13 protein-coding genes are annotated in these 24,004 nt (G+C 61.6%); 6 read left to right on the forward strand and 7 right to left on the reverse strand.

All coding sequences use genetic code 11. The features are described from left to right. Positions 1-9: 9 nt before the first annotated feature. Positions 10-1,047 carry a TIGR02597 family protein gene (locus ACKVY0_RS23545; RefSeq protein WP_409217305.1) on the reverse strand — a complete coding sequence of 346 codons (1,038 nt, stop codon included), beginning with the start codon at positions 1,045-1,047 and terminating at the stop codon, positions 10-12. Between the two features lie 243 nt (positions 1,048-1,290). Between ACKVY0_RS23545 and ACKVY0_RS23550 the strand changes: the two genes are divergently transcribed. From ACKVY0_RS23550 to ACKVY0_RS23560, 3 genes are read left to right on the forward strand one after another with little or no spacing between them, the layout of a single operon-like run. Further along, positions 1,291-2,256: a hypothetical protein gene (locus tag ACKVY0_RS23550; RefSeq protein WP_409217306.1), complete on the forward strand. Its 966-nt coding sequence runs from the start codon at positions 1,291-1,293 to the stop codon at positions 2,254-2,256. Beyond that, positions 2,253-9,737: an Ig-like domain-containing protein gene (locus ACKVY0_RS23555; protein ID WP_409217307.1), complete on the forward strand. Its 7,485-nt coding sequence runs from the start codon at positions 2,253-2,255 to the stop codon at positions 9,735-9,737. The genes ACKVY0_RS23550 and ACKVY0_RS23555 overlap by 4 nt, the downstream gene beginning before the upstream one ends. Positions 9,738-9,759: 22 nt before the next feature. Further along, the gene (locus ACKVY0_RS23560; protein WP_409217308.1) at positions 9,760-10,356 is read left to right on the forward strand and encodes a PEP-CTERM sorting domain-containing protein; all 597 of its coding nucleotides are present in this window, start codon (positions 9,760-9,762) and stop codon (positions 10,354-10,356) included. Between the two features lie 120 nt (positions 10,357-10,476). Here the strand turns inward: ACKVY0_RS23560 and ACKVY0_RS23565 are convergent, their stop codons facing one another. From ACKVY0_RS23565 to grpE, 3 genes are read right to left on the reverse strand one after another with little or no spacing between them, the layout of a single operon-like run. Then, positions 10,477-10,806 (reverse strand): hypothetical protein, encoded by a 330-nt coding sequence (locus ACKVY0_RS23565; RefSeq protein WP_409217309.1) that lies wholly within the window; start codon positions 10,804-10,806, stop codon positions 10,477-10,479. 27 nt (positions 10,807-10,833) lie between these two features. Then, positions 10,834-12,324, reverse strand: a complete 1,491-nt coding sequence (locus tag ACKVY0_RS23570; protein ID WP_409217310.1) for an Hsp70 family protein — start codon at positions 12,322-12,324, stop codon at positions 10,834-10,836. Between the two features lie 36 nt (positions 12,325-12,360). Next, positions 12,361-17,919 carry a nucleotide exchange factor GrpE gene (gene grpE / locus ACKVY0_RS23575; RefSeq protein WP_409217311.1) on the reverse strand — a complete coding sequence of 1,853 codons (5,559 nt, stop codon included), beginning with the start codon at positions 17,917-17,919 and terminating at the stop codon, positions 12,361-12,363. Between the two features lie 155 nt (positions 17,920-18,074). On the opposite strand from grpE, the gene ACKVY0_RS23580 reads away from it, so the two are divergent. Further along, a complete protein-coding gene (locus tag ACKVY0_RS23580; protein ID WP_409217312.1) occupies positions 18,075-18,890 on the forward strand; it encodes a hypothetical protein in 816 nt (271 codons plus the stop codon). A 6-nt stretch (positions 18,891-18,896) separates the two neighbouring features. Here the strand turns inward: ACKVY0_RS23580 and ACKVY0_RS23585 are convergent, their stop codons facing one another. Further along, complete coding sequence (locus tag ACKVY0_RS23585; RefSeq protein ID WP_409217313.1) at positions 18,897-19,541, reverse strand: FHA domain-containing protein; 645 nt, start codon at positions 19,539-19,541, stop codon at positions 18,897-18,899. Between the two features lie 135 nt (positions 19,542-19,676). Here ACKVY0_RS23585 and ACKVY0_RS23590 point away from each other — a divergent pair, with 135 nt between their 5' ends. After that, positions 19,677-20,135 carry a hypothetical protein gene (locus tag ACKVY0_RS23590; protein WP_409217314.1) on the forward strand — a complete coding sequence of 153 codons (459 nt, stop codon included), beginning with the start codon at positions 19,677-19,679 and terminating at the stop codon, positions 20,133-20,135. Here the strand turns inward: ACKVY0_RS23590 and ACKVY0_RS23595 are convergent, their stop codons facing one another. Then, on the reverse strand, positions 20,136-21,143 hold the full coding sequence (locus ACKVY0_RS23595; RefSeq protein ID WP_409217315.1) for a metallophosphoesterase: 1,008 nt from the start codon (positions 21,141-21,143) through the stop codon (positions 20,136-20,138). Positions 21,144-21,256: 113 nt separating this feature from the next. Between ACKVY0_RS23595 and ACKVY0_RS23600 the strand changes: the two genes are divergently transcribed. After that, complete coding sequence (locus ACKVY0_RS23600; RefSeq protein ID WP_409217316.1) at positions 21,257-23,272, forward strand: ATP-dependent DNA helicase; 2,016 nt, start codon at positions 21,257-21,259, stop codon at positions 23,270-23,272. 82 nt (positions 23,273-23,354) lie between these two features. Here the strand turns inward: ACKVY0_RS23600 and ACKVY0_RS23605 are convergent, their stop codons facing one another. Further along, a complete protein-coding gene (locus ACKVY0_RS23605; protein ID WP_409217317.1) occupies positions 23,355-23,750 on the reverse strand; it encodes a hypothetical protein in 396 nt (131 codons plus the stop codon). Positions 23,751-24,004: the final 254 nt, after the last annotated feature.

Raw genomic sequence — 24,004 nt, forward strand, 5'->3', positions numbered from 1 at the left:
GATGAGGGATCAGAAACTGCCCTGCGTGAGCTGGACCATCACCGGCGCGCCTTTGCGATAGACAATAAAGCAGCCTTCGGCCAGCGGCGTGGATGACTGGTCCGTGCTACCCGCGCCGATCTTGCGCCAACCGACTCCGGTGAAGCCGCCGGTGGAGTAAAAGTACTGAATGTAGCCTGCGCCATTTGGCACGAGCACCAAGTCGGCGTTTTCAGCGGAGGTGGCACCCGTGAGGCCGTTTGTGGTGCCGTTGTACAAGCCGCTGTTGCCCAGTGTGCGGCCCTGGTTGGTGATATTGGACTGCACCGGGCAGAGGTTGGCGAGGTAGTTGTTGCCCGTCTCGATGAGCACCTGCGTGGGACCGGTCTTGATGGTGCCGGGGAGTGTGACGGACTTGGTCGCGCCACGATTGAAGATGTAAAAGCCATCGGTGAAGTACAACGGCACGCTGGCCTTGTTCGCGGTGCCAGCGCCGATCTGACGCCAGCCGATGCCGGTGAAGCCGCCGGTGGAATAGAAGTACTGATCATACCCTGCGGCGCTGTTGGGGACGCGGATGAGGTCCGCGCTGTTGCTGGAGATGCCGCCGGTGAGTCCGGCCTGATTGGTGGCTCCAAAGACGGTGCTCAGCGTCCACAACCGGCGAATCGTGACGGTGCCGCCGCTCACGATGTCTGCTGGCAGAGCATCCTGCAAAACGATACTGCTGCCACTGGCGAAGGTGCCGGTGATCACGGTATTCATGCCCTGGCGCGGTCCCGGCGTGGTGATTTCGATGAAATGCGGCACGGTGTTGAACTGATTGTTGGTCAACCCGGTGCCAGCGGCGGTCAGCGTGATGGTGCGGCGCGTGGTGTCGGCGGCCACGACATCAAACGTGCCTGCGTACGCGGTTGGCGGCACCAGATTGAGGCCGACGAAGGTGCTGGCACCGGCGGGGAGATTGAGCGTGGTGTAGCCGGAGGGCTCGGAGATCACGGTGGTCTGCGCCAGTGCGGCAGTCGTGGCGGCGAGCAGGCCGATGAGGGACATGGAGATAAATTTCACGAGAGGTGTCGGGTGTTGCTGGGTTAGCGAGGCATGGAGGAACTCCGTCGCTCTAATAGCAGGCACTGCATGCGTGGCGCATGCGGCGCAGACTGCCCAACATGTTCGAGTGACAGTTTGCTCACTGCCTGAACCGTGACATTGGCGCGGACTGCGCGCGGCGTTTGTGACGATTAACTCACTGTCGAAAGCGTCACTGCGTTTCGATGCGCCGGTGCGTTTTTTGTCCTTTGAATGCGGTTCATGCATCCTTGGCCGTCACATTCTTTGCTTCCTGCGCAGTTGTTGCTGTATGCGGTCACATGGCTGTGCGGCAGCATGGCGCTCCTGCATGCGCACGGCACTTATCATGATCTGGAGACGGCAATTTCAGCGCAGATCAAGGCGGAGCCGGACAACGCCGAGCTGTATGTGAAACGCGGTCGTCTGCATCTGGAGCATGCGGACTGGAAGACGGCGCTGATCGATCTGGAGCGGGCCGACCGACTGGCTCCCGGTATGCTGGAGTCAGAACTCGTGCGTGGCGAGGCGCTGGCGCTCGCGGGCCACTGGGAGGCGGCATTGGCGGTGCTCAATGATTTGTTAATGGCACATGCGAACCAGCCGCAGGGCCTGCTGCAACGGGCGCGAGTGCTGAAGCAGTTGAAACAGGACGAGCCGTGTTTAAACGACTACCGCCGGGCGTTGGAGAAAACGCCGCATCCTGAGCCAGATCTGTTTCAAGAAGTGGCGGAGGCCCTGATGGCATGCGGTCATGGCGAGGAGGCCGTGCAGGTGCTCCAACGCGGACTGCAAGCCGTCGGTGCGGTGCCGTCGCTCGTTTTGAAGGCGATGGAGATCGAGACCGCGGCCGGACATTTCGATGCGGCGCTTTCACGCATTGAGGCGATGCAAAAATCTGCGCCGCGTCCGGAGCCGTGGATGGCGAAACGTGCGCAACTACTCGCACAAGCCGGACGCCATGCAGCATCCCGCGCCGCATGGCAGGCGCTCGCCACGCACCTCGCCGCATTGCCGAATCTGGAGCGTGGCTCGCATGCCATGAGCAGGCTCGCGGAGCAGGCGGCGGCGAATCTCGCACAGTCAGTCGCAGCTGCCGCGCCAGCGCCAGCACCGATCATTGCCGTGCCGCCTGCCAGCACCGCCGGACCGTCCATTTCCATCACGACACCACCCGTCCCCATTACCACGTCACCTCCCTCCCGATGAAACGACAAATCCTTACCGCACTCCTCGTGCTCACCGCCTTGGCTGCACAAGCAGTCGATCTCACGACCACCTACGCGGAGAATTTTAACAGCATGGGCACGTCTGGCACGACACCGCCCGCAGGCTGGACCATTCGCGGTGCTCTTGGCGGCGCGAGCACGACATGGACCACCACCATCCCCGCTGCGGGACTGCCGAATGGCACGCAATCGACGACCCTTGTGGCAGCGACTACCTACGCCGCCACGAGCAACACGAACGGCTACAACTATGCACTGCCCGCCTCCACCGCTGACCGCGCACTGGGCGCCTCTCCCACCACGGGTTCTGGCATCGGCGTCCAGCTTTCGTTGACGAACACCAGCGGCGGAGCTTTGACCACGTTTCAGATTGCCTATGACATCCGGCGTTTTTCCACCTCTGCGGCGGCAAATCAACTGCCAGGCTATTGGTTCTTCTACAGTCTCGATAACGGCACCACATGGACGAATGTCGCCGCCCTGAACTCGAACAGCACCACGGTGCCAAACACAACCGGCGTCACCACCGTGGCAAATACAGTTGTCACCCTCGGCTCGAACTGGGCCAGTAGCTCCAACCTCCTGCTGCGCTGGATGGATGATAACGCTGAAACCTACTCGCCTGATCAGATCTATGGTCTGGACAATGTGGTCGTCACCGCAGGCTCGAATGCACTCCCTACCGTCACTCTCACGTCCCCCACCGCTGGCGCAGCCGCCGTGGTGAGCAGTGGTTCCTACACGCTCACCGCCAATGCGGCGGACTCTGACGGCTCGATCACACAGGTGGAGTTCTTGCGCAACGGCGTGGTGATCAACACCGACACGACAGCGCCTTACAACTTCGCCGACACCGGCTACGCCGCCGGAGTGCTCAGCTACACCGCACGTGCGACGGACAACACCAGCGCGGTGACGACCAGCGCGGCGGTGATCGTAAGCGCGGTCACCGATCCAGCGAAGACCGCGCTGTATTTCGACGGCGTGAACGATTATGTCACCATGGGCACCGCAGCGGCGCTAAACGCCGGTGGTCCGCCGAACAACGGTTTCACGCTGGAGTGCTGGTTCCGCAAGGAAGGCACGGGCGTCGTATCAAGTTCCGGAGGCGGCGGTGTGAGCGCGGTGCCGTTGTTTGGCAAAGGCCGCGGTGAGGGTGAGAACAGCAACATCGACTGCAACTACTTCTTCGGCGTCACCACCGGCGGCCTGCTGGTGGCCGATTTTGAAGCGTATCCGGCCTCGGGCATCACCGCCGGGCAAAACTACCCGGTGACGGCGGCGAACACGCCGATCGTGAACAACCAGTGGTATCACGCCGCCGTGAGTTACGACGGTCCCACAACGACATGGAAGGTTTATCTCGACGGTGCGCAGGTGGGCACCGCGACCGCCGCTGCGAATGCGCTGCCGCGTTATGACAGCATTCAGCACTTCGGCGTTGGCGCGGCCTTCAATTCCACGGGTGTCCCCGAAGGCGCCTTCGCCGGGCGCATGGATGAAGTGCGGGTGTGGAACTATGCGCGCAGCGCAGCGGAGATCGCGGCGGCCAAGGACACAGAGATCGCGACGGCGACGGGCTTGATTGGCCGCTACGGAGTCAATGAGGGCACCGGCACGACAACGGCCAACACGCCTGGCACTGCTGGAGCACCCGTGGGCACGCTGACCAACGGCCCGCTCTGGGTCGATGGCGCGCCGTTTGTCTCCAACACAGCACCGACGGTAACGTTGACCTCACCCACGGTGGCTTACAACGGCATGGCCCCCGCCTTGGTGTCTTTTGCGGCGGATGCGGCGGACAGCGACGGCACGATTACCAAAGTGGAGTTCTTCCAGGGCACGACCAAGGTGGGCGAGGACACCACCGGACCCTCTCCTTATACCTTCGACTGGACTGCCGTGGCGATGGGCACTTACTCGCTGACTGCCAGAGCCACGGACAACAACGGCGCGACTGCCACCTCGACCGCCGTGAGCATCACGGTCATGCCGAACTCGAACCAACCGCCGGTCATCACGCTCACCGCACCGGCGAACAACGCCACGGGCATCGGTTCCTCCACCACGATCAGCGCCAGCATCGCCGATCCTGAAGGCGATGCACAGACGGTGACGTTTTATGGCCGCCAGACGACACCAGCCACTCCCGGTGCGGATTTCACCGTCGCCACGCTGCCGGACACGCAATTCTACTCGGAGAACCTCAACAACAATGGCCGTTCCGCCACTTACTTCGCGCAGACACAGTGGCTGTTTGACAACCGGAACTCGGTCGCCATGCCGAACCTCGCCTTCGTCAGCCACATGGGTGACATCGTGCAAAACGGCGATGCAGTCCCCGCTGAGTGGCTCGTGCCTGATGGTGCCATGAAGACCATCGAGAACCCCGCCACTTCCCTGCGCGCCTACGGCATCCCGTATGGCGTGACGCTTGGCAACCACGACTACGGCACGGGCGGCGGCACCGGCTCAACGACTGGTTACAATCAATACTTTGGCACCGCGCGCTTCGCTGGAAGGAACTACTATGGCGGCAACTACGGCACGAATAACAACAACAGCTACCAACTCTTCAGCGCCAGCGGCCTCGATTTCATCGGCATCAGCTTTGAGTATCTCACCGGTGCCCAAAGCACCTGGCAGCCGCTGCTCGATTGGGCGGACGCGCTGCTCAAGGCGCACCCGAACCGCCGCGCGATTATTACCACACATTGGATGGTCGAAACGGGCAATCCCGCAGCTTTCAGCGGCCAGGGCCAGATCATTTACAACGAGCTGAAGGACAACCCGAACCTCTTCCTCATGCTCGGCGGTCACGTCGCGGGTGAAGGCCGCCGCTCAGACACTTTCGAAGGCCGCACGGTCTATTCGGTGCTCCAGGACTACCAGGGCCGCACCAATGGTGGCGACGGCTGGCTGCGCTACTTCATCTTCTCGCCTGCGAACAACACGATCACGGCCAAGACCTACCGCGTCTCCAATCCGGTGAATCCAGCCGCAGGCACCTATGAAACGGATGCCGACAGCGAGTTCACCCTCAACTACAACATGCAGAACTCGCCGACGGACTGGATTCCGCTCGGCACGGTGAATGTGGCTGCCGGCGGCGCCACGGCGAACCTCAACTGGACCGGTTTGGAGGCTGGCAAGAACTTTGAATGGTATGCGACGGCCAATGACAGCATCAACACCGCCACCAGCAGCACGCGGCGCTTCACCACCGCCGCCAATGCCGCGCCGACGGTGGCGCTCACCGCACCGGCAAACAATGCGAGTTTCACCTCACCCGCAGGCTTCACACTCACGGCGGATGCAGCGGATGCGGACGGCAGCATCGCCCGCGTGGAGTTTTATCGAGGCGGCACGAAACTGGGCGAGGACACCTCGGCACCCTATGAACAAAGCGTCTCCAGCCTGCTCGTCGGCAGCTATAGTTTCACCGCCGTCGCCGTGGATAACAACGCTCAGGCGACGCTCTCCGCCGTGGTGAATGTGACGGTGAATGCCAGCGTGCCGCCCACCGTGGCGATCACCGCACCCACGAATGGCGCGAGCTTCGATGCGCTCGCCACCATCAACCTGACCGCAGATGCTGCCGACGCGGACGGCACTGTGACACTGGTGGAGTTCTTCAATGGTGCGACGAAGCTCGGTGAGGACAGCACGGCTCCTTACACCTTTGCCTGGACGGGTGTCATCACTGGCAGTTACTCACTGACCGCAAAGGCCACCGACAACGCCAACACCACGGCCACCTCTGCTGCCGTGGCCTTCTCGGTCACAAACGTGGACAACGTGGCTCCGACCGTCGCCATCACCGCCCCATCGAGCGGCAGCAGTGCCGCGCCGGGTGTGCCGCTCGTGCTGACCGCGACGGCTGGCGACACGGATGGCATCATCAGCAAGGTCGAGTTCTTCGATGGCACAACCCTGCTCGGCGAGGACACCAGCGCGCCCTACAGCTTCACCGTCGCCGCGCTGGCCACGGGTGCGCACACTTTCACTGCGAAGGCCACGGACAACGACGCCGGCACCACCACATCGAGCGTCATCAATGTCACCGGTGATCCTGCGCTGTGGGCTTATGCGCAGAATTTTGACAGCATGGGCACAGCCGGCACCACGCTGCCCAGCGGCTGGTCCATGCGCATCGGCACGACCTCAACTTCAGGCAACGCCGTCTGGACGGACAGCAATGGCATTCTCACCGCCGGAGTCGCCACCTTGGCGGCCAATGCGAACGCGCTCACCGCCATCACAACGCCGGCCGCCAACAACAACAACGGCTACAATGCGGCAGCCTCTGCCGGTAACACCAGCAACCGCGTGCTGGCGACCGCACCGACCACTTTCGAAGGTGTCGCCGCCCAGCTCTCGCTGACCAACGGCAGCGGTGCGGCGCTTTCCGCGATCAGGATCGGCTACGACATCATCCGCTACACCGCCGTCGGCACCGCGAATGAACTGCCCGGCTACTGGTTGTTTTACTCGCTCGACAACGGCACGACGTGGACCAATGCGAGTGCGCTGAACCCGACGCTCGCAAACGTGCCGAACACTGCGGGCACCACGACGATTGCAGCCACGACCTTGAGCCTCAGCGGCACTTGGGCCGCCGGTGCGACGATTCTGTTCCGCTGGGTGGACGACAACGCCGCCGCCACCTCGCCGGACCAGATCATCGGCCTGGATAATGTCGCCATCAGCGTCCCCATCGGCCAGCCGCCGGTTGCGACGCTTACCGCACCGGCCGGCGGCACCGTTTTCTATGTCGGCGACACGATTTCGCTCACCGCCGACGCCAGCGACAGCGATGGCACCATCACGAAGGTCGAGTTTTATCAAGGCAGCACCAAACTCGGCGAAGACACGAGCGCCCCGTATGCCTATGACTGGACCGGCTTCACCGCCGCTGCCTACAGCCTCACTGCACGCGCCACGGACAACGATGGCAACATCACCGCCTCCAGCGCCGCGAACATCACGGTCAATGCCGCGCCAGGCAGCGGCACACTGGCCCGCGGGCCGTATTTGAACCAGGCGAATCAAAACAGCATCGTCATCCGCTGGCGCACGACGCAGAGCGTGGTCGGCCGCGTGCGCTATGGCACGGCCAGCGGATCGCTCACGCAGTTTACCGACGAAAGCTCGGCCAAAACGAATCATGAGGTCAAGCTCACCGGCCTCACGCCTTACACACGCTACTATTACAGCGTCGGTTCGTCGTTTGACACGCTCACCCCTGAAGCGGCGGACACCACCTCGGTCACCACCGGTGCCTACACCATCCCCACGCCCACGGCTGCCGATTACACCTTCCGCACCGCACCCGTGCCCGGCACCGCCACGGACACCCGCATCTGGATTGTGGGTGACTGTGGTCGCGGCAGCGCCACGCAGGCCGCCGGCCGTGACGCCTACTACAACTGGATGGGCAGCCGCGTCCCCGATCTGAATCTTCAACTCGGCGACAACGCCTACAACAGCGGCACGGACACGGAATACCAGAGCGGCTACTTCCGCATGTATCCCACCATCTTCCGCAAGATGCCGCAGTGGAGCACGCTCGGGAATCACGATGCCAATAACACCACGCCCAGCGGCGTCGGTGCGCCCTACTCTTATCCTTACTTCGACATGTTCACCTTCCCCGCCGCCGGTGAAGCTGGCGGCGTCGCCAGCGGCACGGAGCACTACTACAGCTTCGACTACGGCAACATCCACTTCATCTGCTTGGACTCCAACTCCTCCGTGCGGACTGTGGACAACCCCACCACCACCGGCGTCAACGAAGACGGCCCGATGGCCGCTTGGCTCCGCCTGGACATCGCCAGCACCACGAAGACCTGGATCATCGCCTTCTTCCATCATCCGCCGTATTCCAAAGGCAGTCATGACTCCGACACCGAAGGCCCGATGGTCGAGATGCGCACGAACTTCAATCCCATCCTCGAAGCCGGCGGCGTCGATCTCGTGCTCACCGGTCACAGCCATAACTACGAGCGCAGCGTGCTGCTCAATGGCAACTACGGCACCACCGGCACCATCACCCCGGCGATGAAGAAAAACGCCGGCAACGGCAGCACCACCGGCTTCACCACCAGCGCCACTGGCAAGATCCGCAACGCCGCCAACAGCTTCACCGCCACGGCAACTGTTAATGGTGCCGTGATCCCCGCCGACGGCGCTTACATCAAGCCCCTCCTCGGTTCCCGCGCCAACTTCGGCGCGGTGTACAACACCGCCGGCATGTCCGGTCAGGCAGACGGTGGTTCGCTCGACCATAGCGCGATGTATATCTCGTATAGCCAAGTCGGCACGGTGAATCTCGACATCAACGGCAACACCCTCGTCGCCACCTTCATCCAATCCGACGGCAGCGCCCCGGACAACTACACCATCATCAAGCAAGGCGGCTCCACCGCGCCGATTGTCACGACCGCGCCTGCTACCAGCATCGGTGCCACCACGGCCACGCTCAATGCCAGCATCAACCCCACCGGCACGCAGAGCACCGCGAAGTTCCAGGTCGGTGCCAGCACCAGTTATGGCACTGACACGACCGTCACGCTCACGCCGAATGATGATGTCATCTCCCAAGTGGTCAGTTTGAATCTGACCGGCCTCACCCCTGGCACCACCTACCACTATCGTGCCAGTGCCACGAACACCAACGGCACCACCAACGGTGCTGACACCACCTTCACCACGCTGCGCAATGATGCGAACCTCGCGGCTCTGACCATCAGCACAGGTTCGTTCTCGCCCACGTTTGCCGCTGGCACCACGAGCTACACGGCGAATGTAGTGAACGCGGTCAACAGCGTCAGCGTCACGCCGACCGTGGCCGATGCGACCGCTACAGTGCAGGTGCGCGTCAATGGCGGCACCTACGCCAGCGTCACCTCCGGCAGCGCCAGTGCGGACCTCGCCTTGAACGTCAACGCCAACCCCATCGACGTGAAAGTCACCGCGCAGGACGGCACGATCAAAACGTACACCATCACCATTACGCGGGCATCGTTGTTCACCGAATGGGCGCCCTTGCAAAGTCTCTCCCCCGCAGCCGCAGCTCCCACCGCCGACGCCGATGGTGATGGAGTCGCCAACGTGGTCGAGTTCGCCTTCGGCCTCAATCCCACCAGCACTGACAGCACTCCGCTGACCGTCACCGCCGGTGGTGACATCACCGCACGCGGTACGCCGGTGACCACCGTGGCAAGCACCCCCACCGCCGTGGATTTCCGTGCCGCCCATGTCCGCCGCAAGGACGCCACCGCCGCCGGCCTGACCTACACCGTGCAGTTCAGCGCGGGTGACGGCTCCTGGACCAGCAGCACGGTCACGCCCACGGTCGTCGCCAGCGACAGCGAGGTGGAGGTCGTCACGGTGAAGTACCCGCTGTTCCTCAATGGCAAGAAAGCCCGCTTCTTCCGGGTCGTCGTCACCGCACCCTGATCACTCATTAACCTGATTTGCCATGAAATTTTCCCACACTCTCCTTGCTCTGCTGTTGTTCGCCGTCGCTGTGCCAGCACCGGCCGCCGTCATCTACAGTGGCCTGCAAAACATCGCCCTTCCCACCGATTTCGACGGCGTGTACCTCGACATCGACACTGGCGCGTTCAGCACCTCCACCATCACCGGCTGGGACATCAATCCCTTCTTCGGCGGCTCTGCCATCGGCAACAGCGCTGACTTCCAGCCTGCTCGGACCGGCCTCAACAACGATGATCCCATCGTACGCTTGAGTTATGGCGCTCTCGTGAATGCCGACCTGTTCTACTCCACGGGTGAAGGCGGTTCGGGCGATCCCGTCTCGCATCTCGGCTCTGGCAGCAATCAGTTCGATCCCGGTGTCGAAGGCTACCTCGGTTTCAAGTTCACCACGAATGCCGCCGCTGGTCCTTACTATGGCTGGATGCGTGTGGTGCTGACCAACAACACCTCTGGCGGCCTCATCAAAGACTGGGCCTACGACGACACCGGCGCTCCCATCCACACACCCGAGCCTGGCCGCGCCATCTTGCTGCTGCTCGGCATGCTCGGTCTCGTCACACAGCGGCGGCGCAAGTAGCTTGCCTCTCCAGAGGCGAGTTCAGCGCGTGTTTGCTGAATTGCATCCGCTTACTGGGTGTGTCTTACTCGGGATCAAAGGAAACCGAGTCACTGTCGCGGGTTCATTGAATCCGCGTGCTCAAATCTCCCCAAAGTTCTTCTCCCGCACCTGCACGATGGCGTCGAGCATCTTGTCGGCCTCGGCGCGGATGTTAGCGTCTAGGCTGGAGGCGCTGCGGTTGTAGCGGCGAAACAGCAGCTTCAACTGCGCGCGGATTTCATCCTTGGTCATCTTGGGGGTAATGCTGCAAAGCTCCTCGATACTTTTCGGCGGCTCCGCTTTGGCGGCGGCTGGCGTGCCTTTGCTCACCTTGTCGAGCAGGCTGCCCGGCTTGGCGGCGGTTTTCGCTTCGGCGGCGGATTTGCCACTGCCGAGGGATTTGGAGAGGGACTTGAGAATTTTAAACATGACGTGGTTCCTTCGATGGCTGGAGGGTTACTCGATGCGCATGGCGCGAAGATGGTGGCTGCGGCGCTTCAATTCTTCGTCGGTAAACACACCCGCGCCCTTGTAGGTCACGGCCACTTCCTTGCTGCGCCCGGACTGTTTATCGACTACCAAGGCCCGTACGCGCTGGTTTTCGTCATAACTGAACGTCACGGCCACCTCGCAGCCCTTCGGGCGGTTCGGCGGCACTTCAAGGGTGATGCGGCCGATGACATCAACGAACTTCGCTTCCCCATCCTCGCCCTGGGTGATGTCCACCTCGATGACGCGCTCGTTGTCTTCGGAGGTCTGATACACCTGCGAGCGCGAACACGGAATCGGCGTGTTCTTCGGAATCACGATGGAGTTCATCAGCTTTTCCTCCTGAGTTTTCGCGTTGTAAATCATCGCCAGCGTGCCGTAGCTCGCGTTGCAGACTTCTTGAATGCGCGACGATTTTTTCGCGAACAAGGCCGCGCCAAGGGCGACGCACTCGTCCACGTTGCCGCAAGACTTCGGCGTCTTGCCGAACATTTTTTCCAAAATCGTCTTCACCTTCGGGATGCGGGTCGATCCACCAACCAGCACGACATGATCGATGTCGGAAGGCTTTAACTTCGCGGAATCCAGCGCCTGCTCGACGAGAAACACTGTGCGCGTGAGCATGTGGCGGATCAGCTTTTCAAAACCTTCGCGCGTCAGGTCGATGCGGGCGATGCCGCTGTTCTGGTCGTTCGCCACGGTGTCATTCACGCGCTGGAGCTTCGAGAGCATCTTCTTGGAATCTTCCGTGGCCTGCAGGACGCGGCGGCGATGACGTTCGTCGGTGTACAAAGCCGCGCCGGTCTGTTTTTTATACTGCTCGGCATACGCGTCGAGCAGGATGTCGTCAAAGTTGCTGCCGCCGAGATGACGTGCGCCTTCGGAGGTGAGGATTTTGATGTTGTCGCCTTCCACTTCAAGAATCGTCGTGTCCAACGTGCCGCCGCCGAGGTCAAAGACCAAAATGCGGCCCTTCACGCCCTGCGAGTGCGCGTAGTAAACCGCCGCCGCCGTCGGTTCGTTCACCAGGCGCTTCACCTTCATGCCCGCCATCTCTGCGGCGGCGATGGTGCTCTTGCGGGCCAGTTCATTGAAGTTGGCCGGCACGGTGATGACCACTTCGGTGATGTCACCGCAGATCTTCGAGCAGTCGCGCTTCAGCTTGGACAGGATCAGCGCGGAAATCTCCGCCGGGGTCCATTTTTTGCCGTCGATCTCCACCAGATGCTCCGGGTCGTCCATGTAGCGCTTGATCTGGAAGATGGTGCGGTCCGGCTCGCCACCGTCGCGGGCGGCGCTGCCGACGAGCTTCACATCCTCATGCGCGTCGAAGAACACCACCGAGTGCGTGAGACGTTCGCCATCGGCGTTCGGGACGATTTCGGGGTTGCCATCGGGTTTGAGATAAGCCAGCCCGGAGAGGGTGGTACCAAGGTCGATTCCAACGTATTCAGCCATAACAGTGTGTGTGAAAATAAATGCTCCGGGTGGGTGCTACTGACTGGAGGTGCGAACCTCCACTTTGCGCAGAATAATCTCGTGTCCCTCGCCACGCGAGAAGATAAAGCCGGAACGGCAGCTTTCCGTCACCCGCGGCTTCAGTTTGCCCGGCAGTGAATCGACCACGGTAATGCGTTTGCGCAACTCCAGATCGACCTCCGTCCCGGACGGCACATCAAACTCCGTCACGCCGTGCTGGTGCAGGATGTCCTCAAACGAGGCGCGCAGCGTCTTGAGCTGGTTCGGCACGTCCGTGCTGCCATTTGAACCCGCGTAGCGGGAGACCAGGGCGTCGATGAGGTCGATGCGCTTGATGATGTCGCTGGCGAACATGACCACCGTGCTCTCCTCCGTCGGCAGGCCGCGGCGCATGATCTCGTGCTTCTGCTCCAGCTCCTCAAGCTGGCCACGCAGGCGTTTTTCGATGTCCTGCCAGTGCTTGAGCTGCGCCTCCGCCTGCGCGAACTCGTGTTTGCGGCCTTCGAGGCGTGCCAGTTCGGCCTTCGTTTCGTCGATCTGCCCCACCGCGCGCTGGTGCGTCGTGCCGAGGTCGGCGATGCGCTTTTCCAGCTCCGCGATGCGCTTTTTCTGCTCTAACTCGTAGTTCTGCAAGGCGGCGGCCTGTTTCTGAATATCGGCGCTGAATTTCTTGAACTCGGCATCCGCCGCTTCGCGATCTTTGCGCGTCTGTTCGACACGGGCCGATTCGCGGTTCAGCGATTCCTGCGCCGCGTTCAGCTTCACCTGAATCGCGAGATCCTCCTCCGCAGCCTTGCGCAGCGATTTGTTCACTTCAGCCTGCCGCGATTCGAGACCGGTGAGCGCCTGGCCCAAGCCGATAATTTTACCGCCGACATTGATGAATTCACCCAGCTCGTGCTGCCGGGCACCAATCTTCGTTTGCAGCTCTTTAAGTGCCATATCCGCGCCCTGCATGTCCTGCTGCTGCGTGGCGAGTGTCTTGGTGAGGCGTTCTTCGTCGGCTTTGAGATTTTGCACACGGTCTAGCCGCTGGCGCAGTTCGCCTTCGAGTGCGGTGGCCTCTTTTTTGGCCGCCTCGGCCTTCAGTTTGGCTTCTTTGACATCTTTTTCGAGTTGGGTTAGCTGCACTTCCGCTGCGCGTGACTGGTCCTGCGCAGCCTTCAGGCGGGCGGTTTCCTTGTCCACGTCCGCCTGCGCCTTCATCACGCGTTCCTCACGCAGCTTGTGCGCCTGCTCCAACTGCGTGATCTGCTGCTGCAGCTCGCTGAGTTTCTTGTTCTGGCCGTCGGTGGTGACGTTCAGCCGTGTGACGAACTGCGAGGCTTCTTCGCGTTGCTTGGTCAAACTCACCAGCATCGCCTGGATGCCTGCCAGTTCCGTATTCAGGGCTGGAATCTGCTTCCGCAGGTTCTTTTCCTCGGCGCGGGCCTTCTCGGCGGTGGCATCGGCCTCAGTGCGCTTTTGCTCGGCGGTCTGCTGTGCAGCCAGCGCCTTCTCGGCACGCTTCTCGGCATCTGCGGCCTTCGCTTCGGCCGTTTTGACGGCCTTGGTGAGGTCCGTGAGCTGGGAGGTCTCGGTTTTGAGCGTGGCATCGAGCGTGACGATCTCTTTCTTCAGCTTGTCCTGATTGCGTGCCAGTTCCGCGAGCGCCTTGTCCTCCGTCTGGCGCTGCTTTTCGGTGTCCTTGAGCGTTTGTGTGGCTGCGGCAAGGCGGGCATCAATGTCGGCCAGCTCCGCGAGGCGCTTCTCAGCAATGGCAATGCGCTCCTGCACGCCCTTGAGTCGTGTTTCGGCGGCGTTGGCCTCGGCGAGTTTTGTTTTCGTCTCCGCTTCGAGATTGGTGCGCTTGTCGCCGAGGATTTTGTCGAGATTGACCGACTCGATGCGCAACGCCTCGACGGCGGCATCCGATTCCTTGTGCTGCGCGAGGGATTGCTTGAGCGTGGCGGCGGCGGCATCGCGGTCCTTGATCAAGCCGGCCAGCTCGGCCTTCAAATTGTCGGCCTCGGCGCGGGTTTGCGTCACCTTGCCGCGCAGATCAGGCAGCACGGCTTCAAGTTCGGCCCGTTCCTTCGAGAGCCGCTGCGTTTCGGCCTGCAGCTTGTCGCGTTCCTGCGTGGATGCGGTGATAGCGCTGGTAAGCTCCGCATGCCGCTGGTTCGCCTGTGCGAGTTCTTTGACGCGGTCGGCGAGTCCGGCCGTCTGCTGCGTGAGTTCGGCCACGCGGGCTTCGGCGGTGGCGACTTCCTTCTGCCGTTCCGCCATGCGGTCCTGCAAATTCTGATGATCCGACTCCGCAGCGGACAGTTTTTGCTGCGTGGTGGCATGCGTCGTCGTGAGCGTGGCGATGACCATCTCCAGGCCGCTGATTTTTTCCGCCAGCGTGAGCGACTGTTGTGAACTTTTCTCTGCCAAGGCGGCGGCGGACGCAGCTTCCTTCTTTTTCTCGATGGCGGCGGCGGTGGACTGCTCCAGATCGGTTTTGGCCTGCGCCAACTGCTCGCTGAGCTTCTTGTGCTCCGTCTGCACGGTTTTGAACTGCTGCTCAGCGGTGCTGGCGAGTTCTTCGAGGTTTTTCGTGCGTTGCGTGGCGGTGGCGACCTGGGCTTCGCGTTCCTTGAGGTCGTTCTCGGTTTGGCGCAGTTGCTCGCGCAGTTTGCCGATGGACTGCGAAACCTCGGTCTGCTGCTCCTCAATCACGCGCACTTCCTTCTCCGCCGTCTCGCGGCGCTGCGTGAGTGTCTGCGTGAGCAAGGCTTGCGCACGGCCATGTTCGGTGGCGGCGAGCAGTTCGCGCGTGCGTTCGTCGCGATCCTTCACCAGCGCGGCAACAGCGGCCAGAACCTCGGCCTTGTGCGATTCGACGGCTTTGAGTGCCGCAGTGACATCATTGAGCTTCGTATCGGTCGAAGCGAGGTCATCGAGCTTGTTGTTGAGGTCGGCGACCTTGTCTTCGAGGGCCTTGGCCTGCGCCTGCACCTCGGCAACCCGCGTGCCGCGCTCTGCAATCTGCGCATCGAGTTCCGTGCGACGTTTTTCAGCATCCTGCTGCGCAATATCGTCCGCTGCACGCGCATCGCGGGCCTGCCGGTCGATGGCGGCCAGTCTGGCCTGCGCTTCGGTTTGCTGCTGAGCCAGCGCGGATTCGGCATCTGTCTTCTGGGTGTTGAGATTGGCGAGATGCTGTTCGGCAGCGATACGTTGCTGCTCAAGTTCGTCGAGTTGCGTGCGTGTGGCAGTCAAACGCTGCTCGGCAGCGCTCGTTTCGGCCTCGTGGGTCTGCTGTTTGCCCATCAAGGCACCAAGCGCGGCATCCAGCAGGCCGCGCTGGTTTTCCATCTGTCCGAGTGTCTGCGTCAGGGCGGTGAGACGGTCTTCGTTGCCGCGCAGTTCGTTGACGCGTGCGGCAACGGCCGTCTCCTCGCCGCCAAGCTGCGCGATCTGCGTCTGCGCGTGCTGCACCTGCTCCTGCGCCTTCGCGAGCGAGGCATTGGCGGCCTCAATCTCGTTTTGCTTCGTCTCGCGTTGAGAATCGAGCTGCTTGAGATCGACACGCCGCTCGTCGAGCTTCTTGTCGAGGTCTTGCAGGTCCGCGCTGCGCTTGGTGCGCTGCTCGGCCTCGGATTTCTGCGCATCGGCCTGCAACGCGGCGAGACGCTTCACCTCCGCATCAGCCTCGCTGACCTGCTTCTGCAACGCGGCCAGTTTTTGCGACGTGGAAGTCTCGTCAGCGGTGAGTTTGGCGACCGCGGCTTCGCGGGTTTTGGCCTCGTCGGTGGTCTTTTTGAGTGAAACCTGCTGCGTAGCCAGATCACCCTGAACTTTCGTCAGTTCTGTCTGGGTCTTTGTCAGGTCAGCGCGACGTGTTTCGAGCTGCTTGTCGAGGTCTTGCAGCTCGGCGCTGCGTTTCGTGCGCTGTTCGGTCTCGGATTTCTGCGCATCCGTCCGCAACGCGGTGAGACGCTTCACTTCTGCATCGGCTGCGGCGGTCTGTTGTTGCAGCGCGGCCAGTTTTTGGGCGGTGGCGGCCTCGTCGGCGGTCAGTTTGGCCAGCGCGGCTGCCCGGGTCTTCGCTTCCTCGCTGGTTTTGGTCAGCGCGGTCTGCTGCGTGGTGAAATCGACCTGAACCTTCGACAGATTGGCCTGCACCTTGGTAAATTCGGCACGCCGTGTTTCAAGCTGGGCCTCCAGCGCCTGAAGTTCGCCGCTGCGCTTCGATTTGAGTTCGGCTTCGGATTTTTGCGCGTCGGATTGAAGCTGCGTGGCTTCCTTGAGCTTCGCCTCGGCACTGGCGATCTGGCTTTGCAGCGCCGTGAGCTTGTCGTTCGCGGTCGAAACTTCGGTGGCTGCCTTCGCGGCGGCTGTTTGATGCGTTTTGGCCTCGTCGCTGGATTTGGCGAGGGAAACGACCAGCAAGTCGAGTGCGGCACGCTTGGCGATGACTTCGACATCCAGGGACTGCAATTCGGCGCTGCGCTTCGATTTGAGGTCGGCCTCGGACTTCGTCGCCTCGGCTAGCGTCTGGTTGATTTCCTTCGTGCGGGCTTCGGCAGCGGCGATTTGCTGCTGCAACTGGGCCAGGGTGGCCTCGCGGCCCTTGCGTTGTTTGTCCGCCTCGGCGTGCAGGGTCTGCAAGCCTTGCTGCGCGGTGGCGAGATCGGCCTCCGCTTTGGTGACGAGGGTGCGGGTGGAATCGAGCTTGCTCTCGATGTTGCCGAGGTCGCGGCGTTTGACGTCGTGTTTGCCAGCTTCGGCCTTGGCGTTCTCAGCTTCGGCACGGGCGTTTTGCACCTGGCTGCGGGCTTTTTCGAGTTCGCCTTTGTATCCGGTGATTTCAGTCTGCGCTTGGGCCAGTTCTTTGCGGCGCACGTCCAGCGTGGCGTCGAGGGAGCGGATGTCATCGCGGCGTTTCTGCTCGATGTTGTTCTCGGCCCGCAGGGCGTCGCGCTGCTGGCTGAGTTTCTCGATTTCGTCGCGCAATTCGGCGGCCTGATTGGCGGCGGCGGGATCGGGTGCTGGCGCGGCGGGAGCGGAATTAGGTTTGGGAATGAGCGATACGGGCGGCGTGCCACCGGGAGATCTGGGCTGGTCGGTCGGGGCACGCTGCACGACCGGCTTGGTGAGCTCGATCTTGCCAGTCTCAGGCGTGGGCTTCGCCGGCTCGTCCTTGTCGCGGGCGGGGACGCCTTCGGTGTCGCCGCGTTTGCCGTCCTCGCGGGTGGGCTGGCCTTTGGGCGTGGCGACGGCTTTGGAGCCGCTGTCGGGGGCGAGGCCCTTCGGCGCACGCTCGCGGAAACGGCTCTCAAGCTGGCCGAACATGATGCGGTCGCCGCCTTTCACGCGGCCACGCTCGACCCGCTTGCCATTGACGAAGGTGCCGTTGGAGGACTTTAGATCGACAATTTCGTAATTGCCGTCCGGCTGGCGCAGGAACTCGGCGTGGAAGCCGGAGATGAAGGTGTTGTCGATGACGATGTCGTTGCTCGCGTCACGCCCGATGGAGAGCCGTTCTTCGAGGATGTCGAAGACGAACTCATTACCATCGTTGAGATTGAAGGCCAGATATGGCATGCCGGACGCGCAGAGAAGACTGGAGGGTCGAGAGAATAAGGGTGGAAAATCAGTGAATCAAACTTAATGAAACCTGACGTGATGGAAGATGGACGGTCAGGCTATTTTTTCAAAAACCAGTTTGATTGTACCGCATCATTTAAGATTTCTAAAATATGAAGCCCCGGCGATTCCTCAAACATTTCAGTCTGCTGGCGGTGGTTTTGAGTAGTTTGAACGGCTGTGCTGCGGCTCCGACCCCGGTCAGCGGCGGCGGTGCGCGGCTTTCCGCTGCGCAAATCGACCGTGTGGGTCGGCGCATCTGGCAGAATGAGTGCGGCGGCACGGTGGCGGGGCTGACGAGTTGGAACGCGGGGGAGGCGTTTGCCTCGCTGGGCGTCGGCCATTTCATCTGGTATCCGCAGGGCCAGAGCGGGCCGTTTGAGGAGAGTTTTCCGCCGCTGGTGGCCTTTTTGCAGTCACGCGGCATGCCAATCCCGGCCTGGATGCAGGGGGGCTGCCCATGGCCGACGAAGGCGGCCTTTGAGGCTGACAGAAACGGCGCACGGCAGAAAGAGCTGCGCACGTTGTTGAGCCAAACGGTGCGGCAGCAGACGGAATTCATCATGGTAAGGATGGAACGTGCGCTGCCGAAGATGCTGGCGGCGGCGAAAGACCCGGCAGCAGTGAGATCCGCCTTCGATGCGCTCAAGGCCACCCCCGAGGGGACGTTCTGCCTGATCGACTACGTGAACTTCAAAGGCGAGGGCACCAGTTCGAAAGAACGTTATCAAGGCCAAGGCTGGGGCTTGCTCCAAGTGCTGGAAGGAATACCCAAGCAGAAAGCAGTGTGGCATTACCCCGGCGAATTCGCCGAGTCTGCCAAGCGCGTGCTGAGCCGTCGTGTGGCAAACGCACCATCGGAACGCAACGAACAGCGCTGGCTGGCCGGGTGGCACAGCAGGTGCGACGGTTACAAGAAGTCGTTGTGACCGAGGCTAATCCTCCTTCCGCTCGATCTTGATCTTCGGCAGGCCGCCGGTGATTTTTTCGAGCGTGTCGGTGAGGATGTTGCCGTTCATCTCCTTCGAGTGGCGCATGGCCATGCCGACGAGGAAGGCGATCACAAACAGGCCGGTGACGATGATGCCGGTCATGCAGCCGCTCTCGGTCGTGTCGGGATAGCTGTTGGCGGAAGAAGTTTTGCCATACGCACGCCGCACGGGGCTGAGCGCACGGTTCGCTGGTTTGGCGGCTGGCAGCGCTGGCTCGTCGCTGATCACGGCGGCGGGTGCGGGCAGTGATTTGTTGAAGCGTGGGGCGGCGACAGGCTTTTCCTCCAGCACTTTCGGCGGATCACCCGCATAAAACACCGCCTGCACATCGCCGAAGCCGACGCGGTCGCCATCCTTGAGCAGCGCCTCCTCGATTTCCGCGCCATTGACGCGGGTGCCGTTGCTGGAGTCGAGATCCTGCACGAAAGTGCCTTTCTCGGACTGTTTGATGATGGCATGTCGTCCCGAGGAGGAGGGGCAGGTGAGCACGACGTGGCTCTCAGGGTGCCGCCCGATGGTGGTGACATCGTTTTCCAGCTTGTGGACGAGCGTAGTGCCGTCCTCCATGTAAAAGACTACCGAGGCCATGAAATGCAGAGGGGTGAGAGGGTGAAAGTTCGTCCATTTCTGAGAGAGGCACGAACAGCGGAACAGAAACTTGGGATTTTCCTGATGCAATGGCTATGTTCGCATGTGACAGTGAATTTCTCCGCCCCTTGTGTCATGCGCACTCCAGCCTCCCCCCTCATTTTTTCCGCATTTGTCGTTTTGCTGCTGCTTACGCCGCACACTTGGCTGCATGCCGGTGACAAAGAGGATGCCGAAATCGCCGCCCACGCACTGGCCTACGACCAGGAGAAGGAAGAATTCAACATCCGTGCGGAGACTTGGCTGAAGGAACTCGGCCCCAAAACCGGCAAAGCGCTGCGCATGCAGCTCTACAAGGGCAATGAGTACTGCTTCTGCATCGCCGTGCCGCGAAAATCAGGCGTCCATATCACCGCCGCGGTGCTCGATCTCGAAGGCAAGCCCGTGGGTGAAATCCTCCCCGTGCTCGATGGCTGGGGCCTCGTACTCTTTTACAAGCCGAAGAAAACCGGCATGTACATGATTGCCATCCACCAGACCGACCAGGGCAAGCGCAAGGAAGTGCCCTGCGCGATGGTCACCGGGTACAAGTGATCAGCCCACCCTGAAGCTGCCATCCAGCTTCTTCGCGAACGTGTGCAGCACCGCGCCATCCGCCGAGTGATGCGTGAAGGTCAGCGTCTCTGCGGTGATTTGCAGGTGGGTGAAGCCATGCACATCCTTGCCATACGGCATCTGGCGCTCGTTCGGCAGCTTGCGCGTGCTCGCCCCGCCGCCACCGGACAGCAGATGCGTCGTGAAGCGCCCCGCCATCTCCAGATGCTGCAAATCGTGATCGTGGCCGCACAAATACGCATGGACCTTGTGCTCTTGAAACAGCGGCTCCCACTGTGCCAGCAACGCCTTCGTGTCGCCATGCGACCCGTTTGAATAGAGCGGATGATGCCCCACGGCGATCGTGAACGGCGCACGCGGCTTCGCCAGTTCCGCCTTCAACCACGCCAGTTGCTCCTTCTCCTCCGCCGCTGTCATCGAATTGCGCGGCTGCTTGGTCTTCTTGTCCGGGCCGCCCGAAACTGCGGGCAAATTCGTGTCCAGACAGATGAATGTCACCAGCGGCTGGGCCTGCGGCCCCAGATCGAAGCGATACCATTTCGATGGCATCTGCCAGCGCACGCCCGGCTTCTGCGCATACGCGAGTTGCACCTTCTCCCCGCCGGCATTGTCGTGGTAATCGTGATTCCCCAGCACCGCCCACATCGGCCCTGGAAACACGCTCGCCGGATACATCTCCTCGATTTCCTTCGCCCAGCGCTGCGATTCCGTGCTGAAGCCGCTCTTGTCCTTGCTGTAAAAATTATCCCCCAGCAGCCACAGGCCCGCCGGCTTCACGCCACTGTCCGTCACAAACTTCTGCATCGCCTGCGACACCTTTACCTGGTCCTTCCCGCCCGTGCCGAAATCCCCGATCATGAGCAGATGCAGCGCCTCCTTGGCAATCGCCGCCGCAGCCCGATCCGGCCTCACATTCAAAGCGAGTGCTGCGGAGGAGCAGAACAATGTTTGAATGGCACGGCGGCGAGAGAGGGGCGTGGAATGCATGGCGCTGGCTCAAACGCAAGGCCGCGCCACTTTCTCGCAGCCATGCCCCGGCCGCGAACTCACGCAAAAACTCTGTTGCCCTCCGCGCTTAGCTCTCTGCTATCCCGCCCCGCATGTTTCACGTCGCCGAAGATCACGAAGAAGGAGCCGCTGGCCGCATTTCGCGTCCGCCGCTGGCACCGCGCATGCGTTTCGCCTTCTCCAACGAGGGGAAGATGGCCGAGTCGCCGCAGTTCGAGTATCGCCCGCAGCAGCAGCGCATGGCGGAACTTGTCGGGGCCGCGCTCGATGGCAATCATGCCTTCGTCTGCGAAGCCGCCACCGGCGTCGGCAAATCGCTCGCCTACCTGGTTCCGGCGGTGACGTTTGCGTTGGAGCAAAAGCGCAAGGCCATCATCTGCACGCACACGATCAATCTTCAGGAGCAGCTCATCTCCAAGGACATTCCCATCGTCAAACAGCTCGTTGGCGACTTCCACGCGGAGATTTTAAAGGGTCGTGGCAACTACCTTTGCCCCACACGCCTCAAACGCGCCCTCAACGAGTCCGGCGATCTCTTTTCCTCCTCGGAAGCCTCCGAATTGAGCCTCCTGCTCGACTGGGTGGCTGAAACCGAGGACGGCACGCTTAGCGATCTCAATTTCACGCCCAGCGCCCGCGTGTGGTCGCTCGTGTGCAGTGAGCCGCATGCCTGCACGCCTCGCCGTTGCCCGCCCGGCAGCCGCTGCTGGTATCAGGACACTCGCCGTCGCATGGAGCAGGCGGATGTCATCGTGCTCAATCACACGCTGTTCTTCACGTTGCTCGCGTCTGCCGACGAAAACACCAACGAAGACTGCAATTTCCTCTTCCCACGCGACTTCGTCATCCTTGACGAGGCCCACACCATCGAAAACGTCGCCGCCAAGGCCTTTGGCCTGCATCTCAGTGAATCGAACATCAAATTCGAACTCGGCCGCCTGCACAATCCGAAGTCGCGCAAAGGCTTCTTCCAACTCGTCGGCGACAAAGACGGCGTGCGCGAGGTTTTGATGGCCCTGGACAGCGTGGACACCTTTTTTCGTGCCGCCGAGGCCAGTTGCAAATTCAACGCCATGGGCCGCGAGTTCCGCGTGCGCGAGCCAGGACTCGTCGAAGACACGCTCAGCCTCCCGCTGCAACGTCTCGCCCAAAAAGCCATCAAAGCCGGCGATGCTGCCAGCAAAGAAGGCACCAAGCTCGAACTCCTCGACCTCGCCAAACGCCTCAGCGCCATTCGCGTCGGCCTGAAGACCTTCCTCGATCAAGAACACGAAGACCACGTCCACTGGGTCGAGCGCGGCGGCATGGACAATCGTATCGTCTCCTTCCACACCGCGCCCGTCGATGTCGCCCCACGACTGCGGCAGATCTTTTTCGCCAGTCACAAAGCCTGCATCTTCACCAGCGCCACCCTCAGCATCGGCGACGACCCCAAGCTCCGCTACTTCCGCAATCGCGTCGGCGCCGAGGAGGCCCGCGCCGCCTTGATCGAGAGCCCTTTCGATTTCAAGAAGCAGATGAAGCTCTACCTGCTCAAAAAGATGCCGCAGCCCAGCGAGCCCGGCTATCTCGACCAGCTTGAGCATTGGATCACCCATTTCATCGACCTCAGCATCGGCCGCGCCTTCGTGTTGTTCACCAGCTACAGCCAGATGACCGCCCTGGCCGACAAACTCGAAGCTCACTGCGAAAAACGCGGCTGGCGCCTGCTTGTGCAAGGCCGCGGCATGCCACGACATCAAATGCTCGCCGAATTCAAGAACGACACCCACAGCGTCCTCTGCGGCACCGACAGCTTCTGGACCGGCGTCGATGTCCCTGGTGAATCCTTGAGCAACGTCATCATCACGCGCCTCCCCTTCGCCGTGCCCGATCACCCGCTCACCGCCTCACGCATTGAGCATCTCGAAGAGCAAGGCCTCAACGCCTTCACCGAATACAGCGTCCCCGAAGCCATCCTCAAACTCCGCCAAGGCGTCGGCCGCCTCATCCGCACCGCCACCGACAAAGGCATCTGCGCCATCCTCGACAACCGCATCCTCACCAAGCCGTATGGCCGCGCATTCCTCTCATCGCTGCCCGAGTGTCCGACGGAGATTCTGCAATAGCAGCTCAGTTGCGCCGCAACTGGAGCCTCAAGTCGGTGTCGTGCCTTTGGTGATCAGTGTGAAGTCATCATTCCAGCACCCTTCACGGTTCCACCTTCACATCCGGGCGCTGCTTCTTGAAAGCAGTCATGGCGGCTGCGTCGGGTGCTTTCGTGCCGTAGCGCAGGCTTTTGAGCTTTTTGAGCTTTGCGAGCGTTTCTAGGGCGACATCGCTGATGCCATCCTTCATCGCCCTGTAGGCTTGCAGATCACGCAGATCCAGCATTCCGGGCCAGGCCTCGTCTTTGATGGTGCCGCCATTGACGAGTTTCTTCAAATCTTTGAAATGAGCCAGCGCGGCGAGGTCTCCCGGCGTGTTCGCGAAGTAGCTGAGCGTGAAGCAGATGACATTTGGGAACACGACCGCCAGTTTGGGTGCCAGTTCACTCAGCGGCAGGCCCGCGAGGCTGTTGCCAGCAAGATGGGTGATCTTGGACATCGGCACGCTACCAAAGCCCTCGGGCGTGATTTTTGTGTGGGCAATGTATAGGTTGGTTAGTGCGGGCATCGCCCGCAGATGCGGGATTGAGGGGGTGCGTCGTAGAGTAGGCAGGAGAGCCGAAGCACCCCTGCCCCTCATCAAACCGGACGGGCGGTTTTCCCGCATCCGGCTTTCCGAATCTTGTTCATCAGAGGCCATTATGTGCGCCTTGCCACTTTGAGCGGCAGTTGATAGAGCCGATAGCGCTTCAC

It is taken from the genome of Prosthecobacter sp., from assembly GCF_046154365.1.
GTDB lineage: Bacteria > Verrucomicrobiota > Verrucomicrobiia > Verrucomicrobiales > Verrucomicrobiaceae > Prosthecobacter.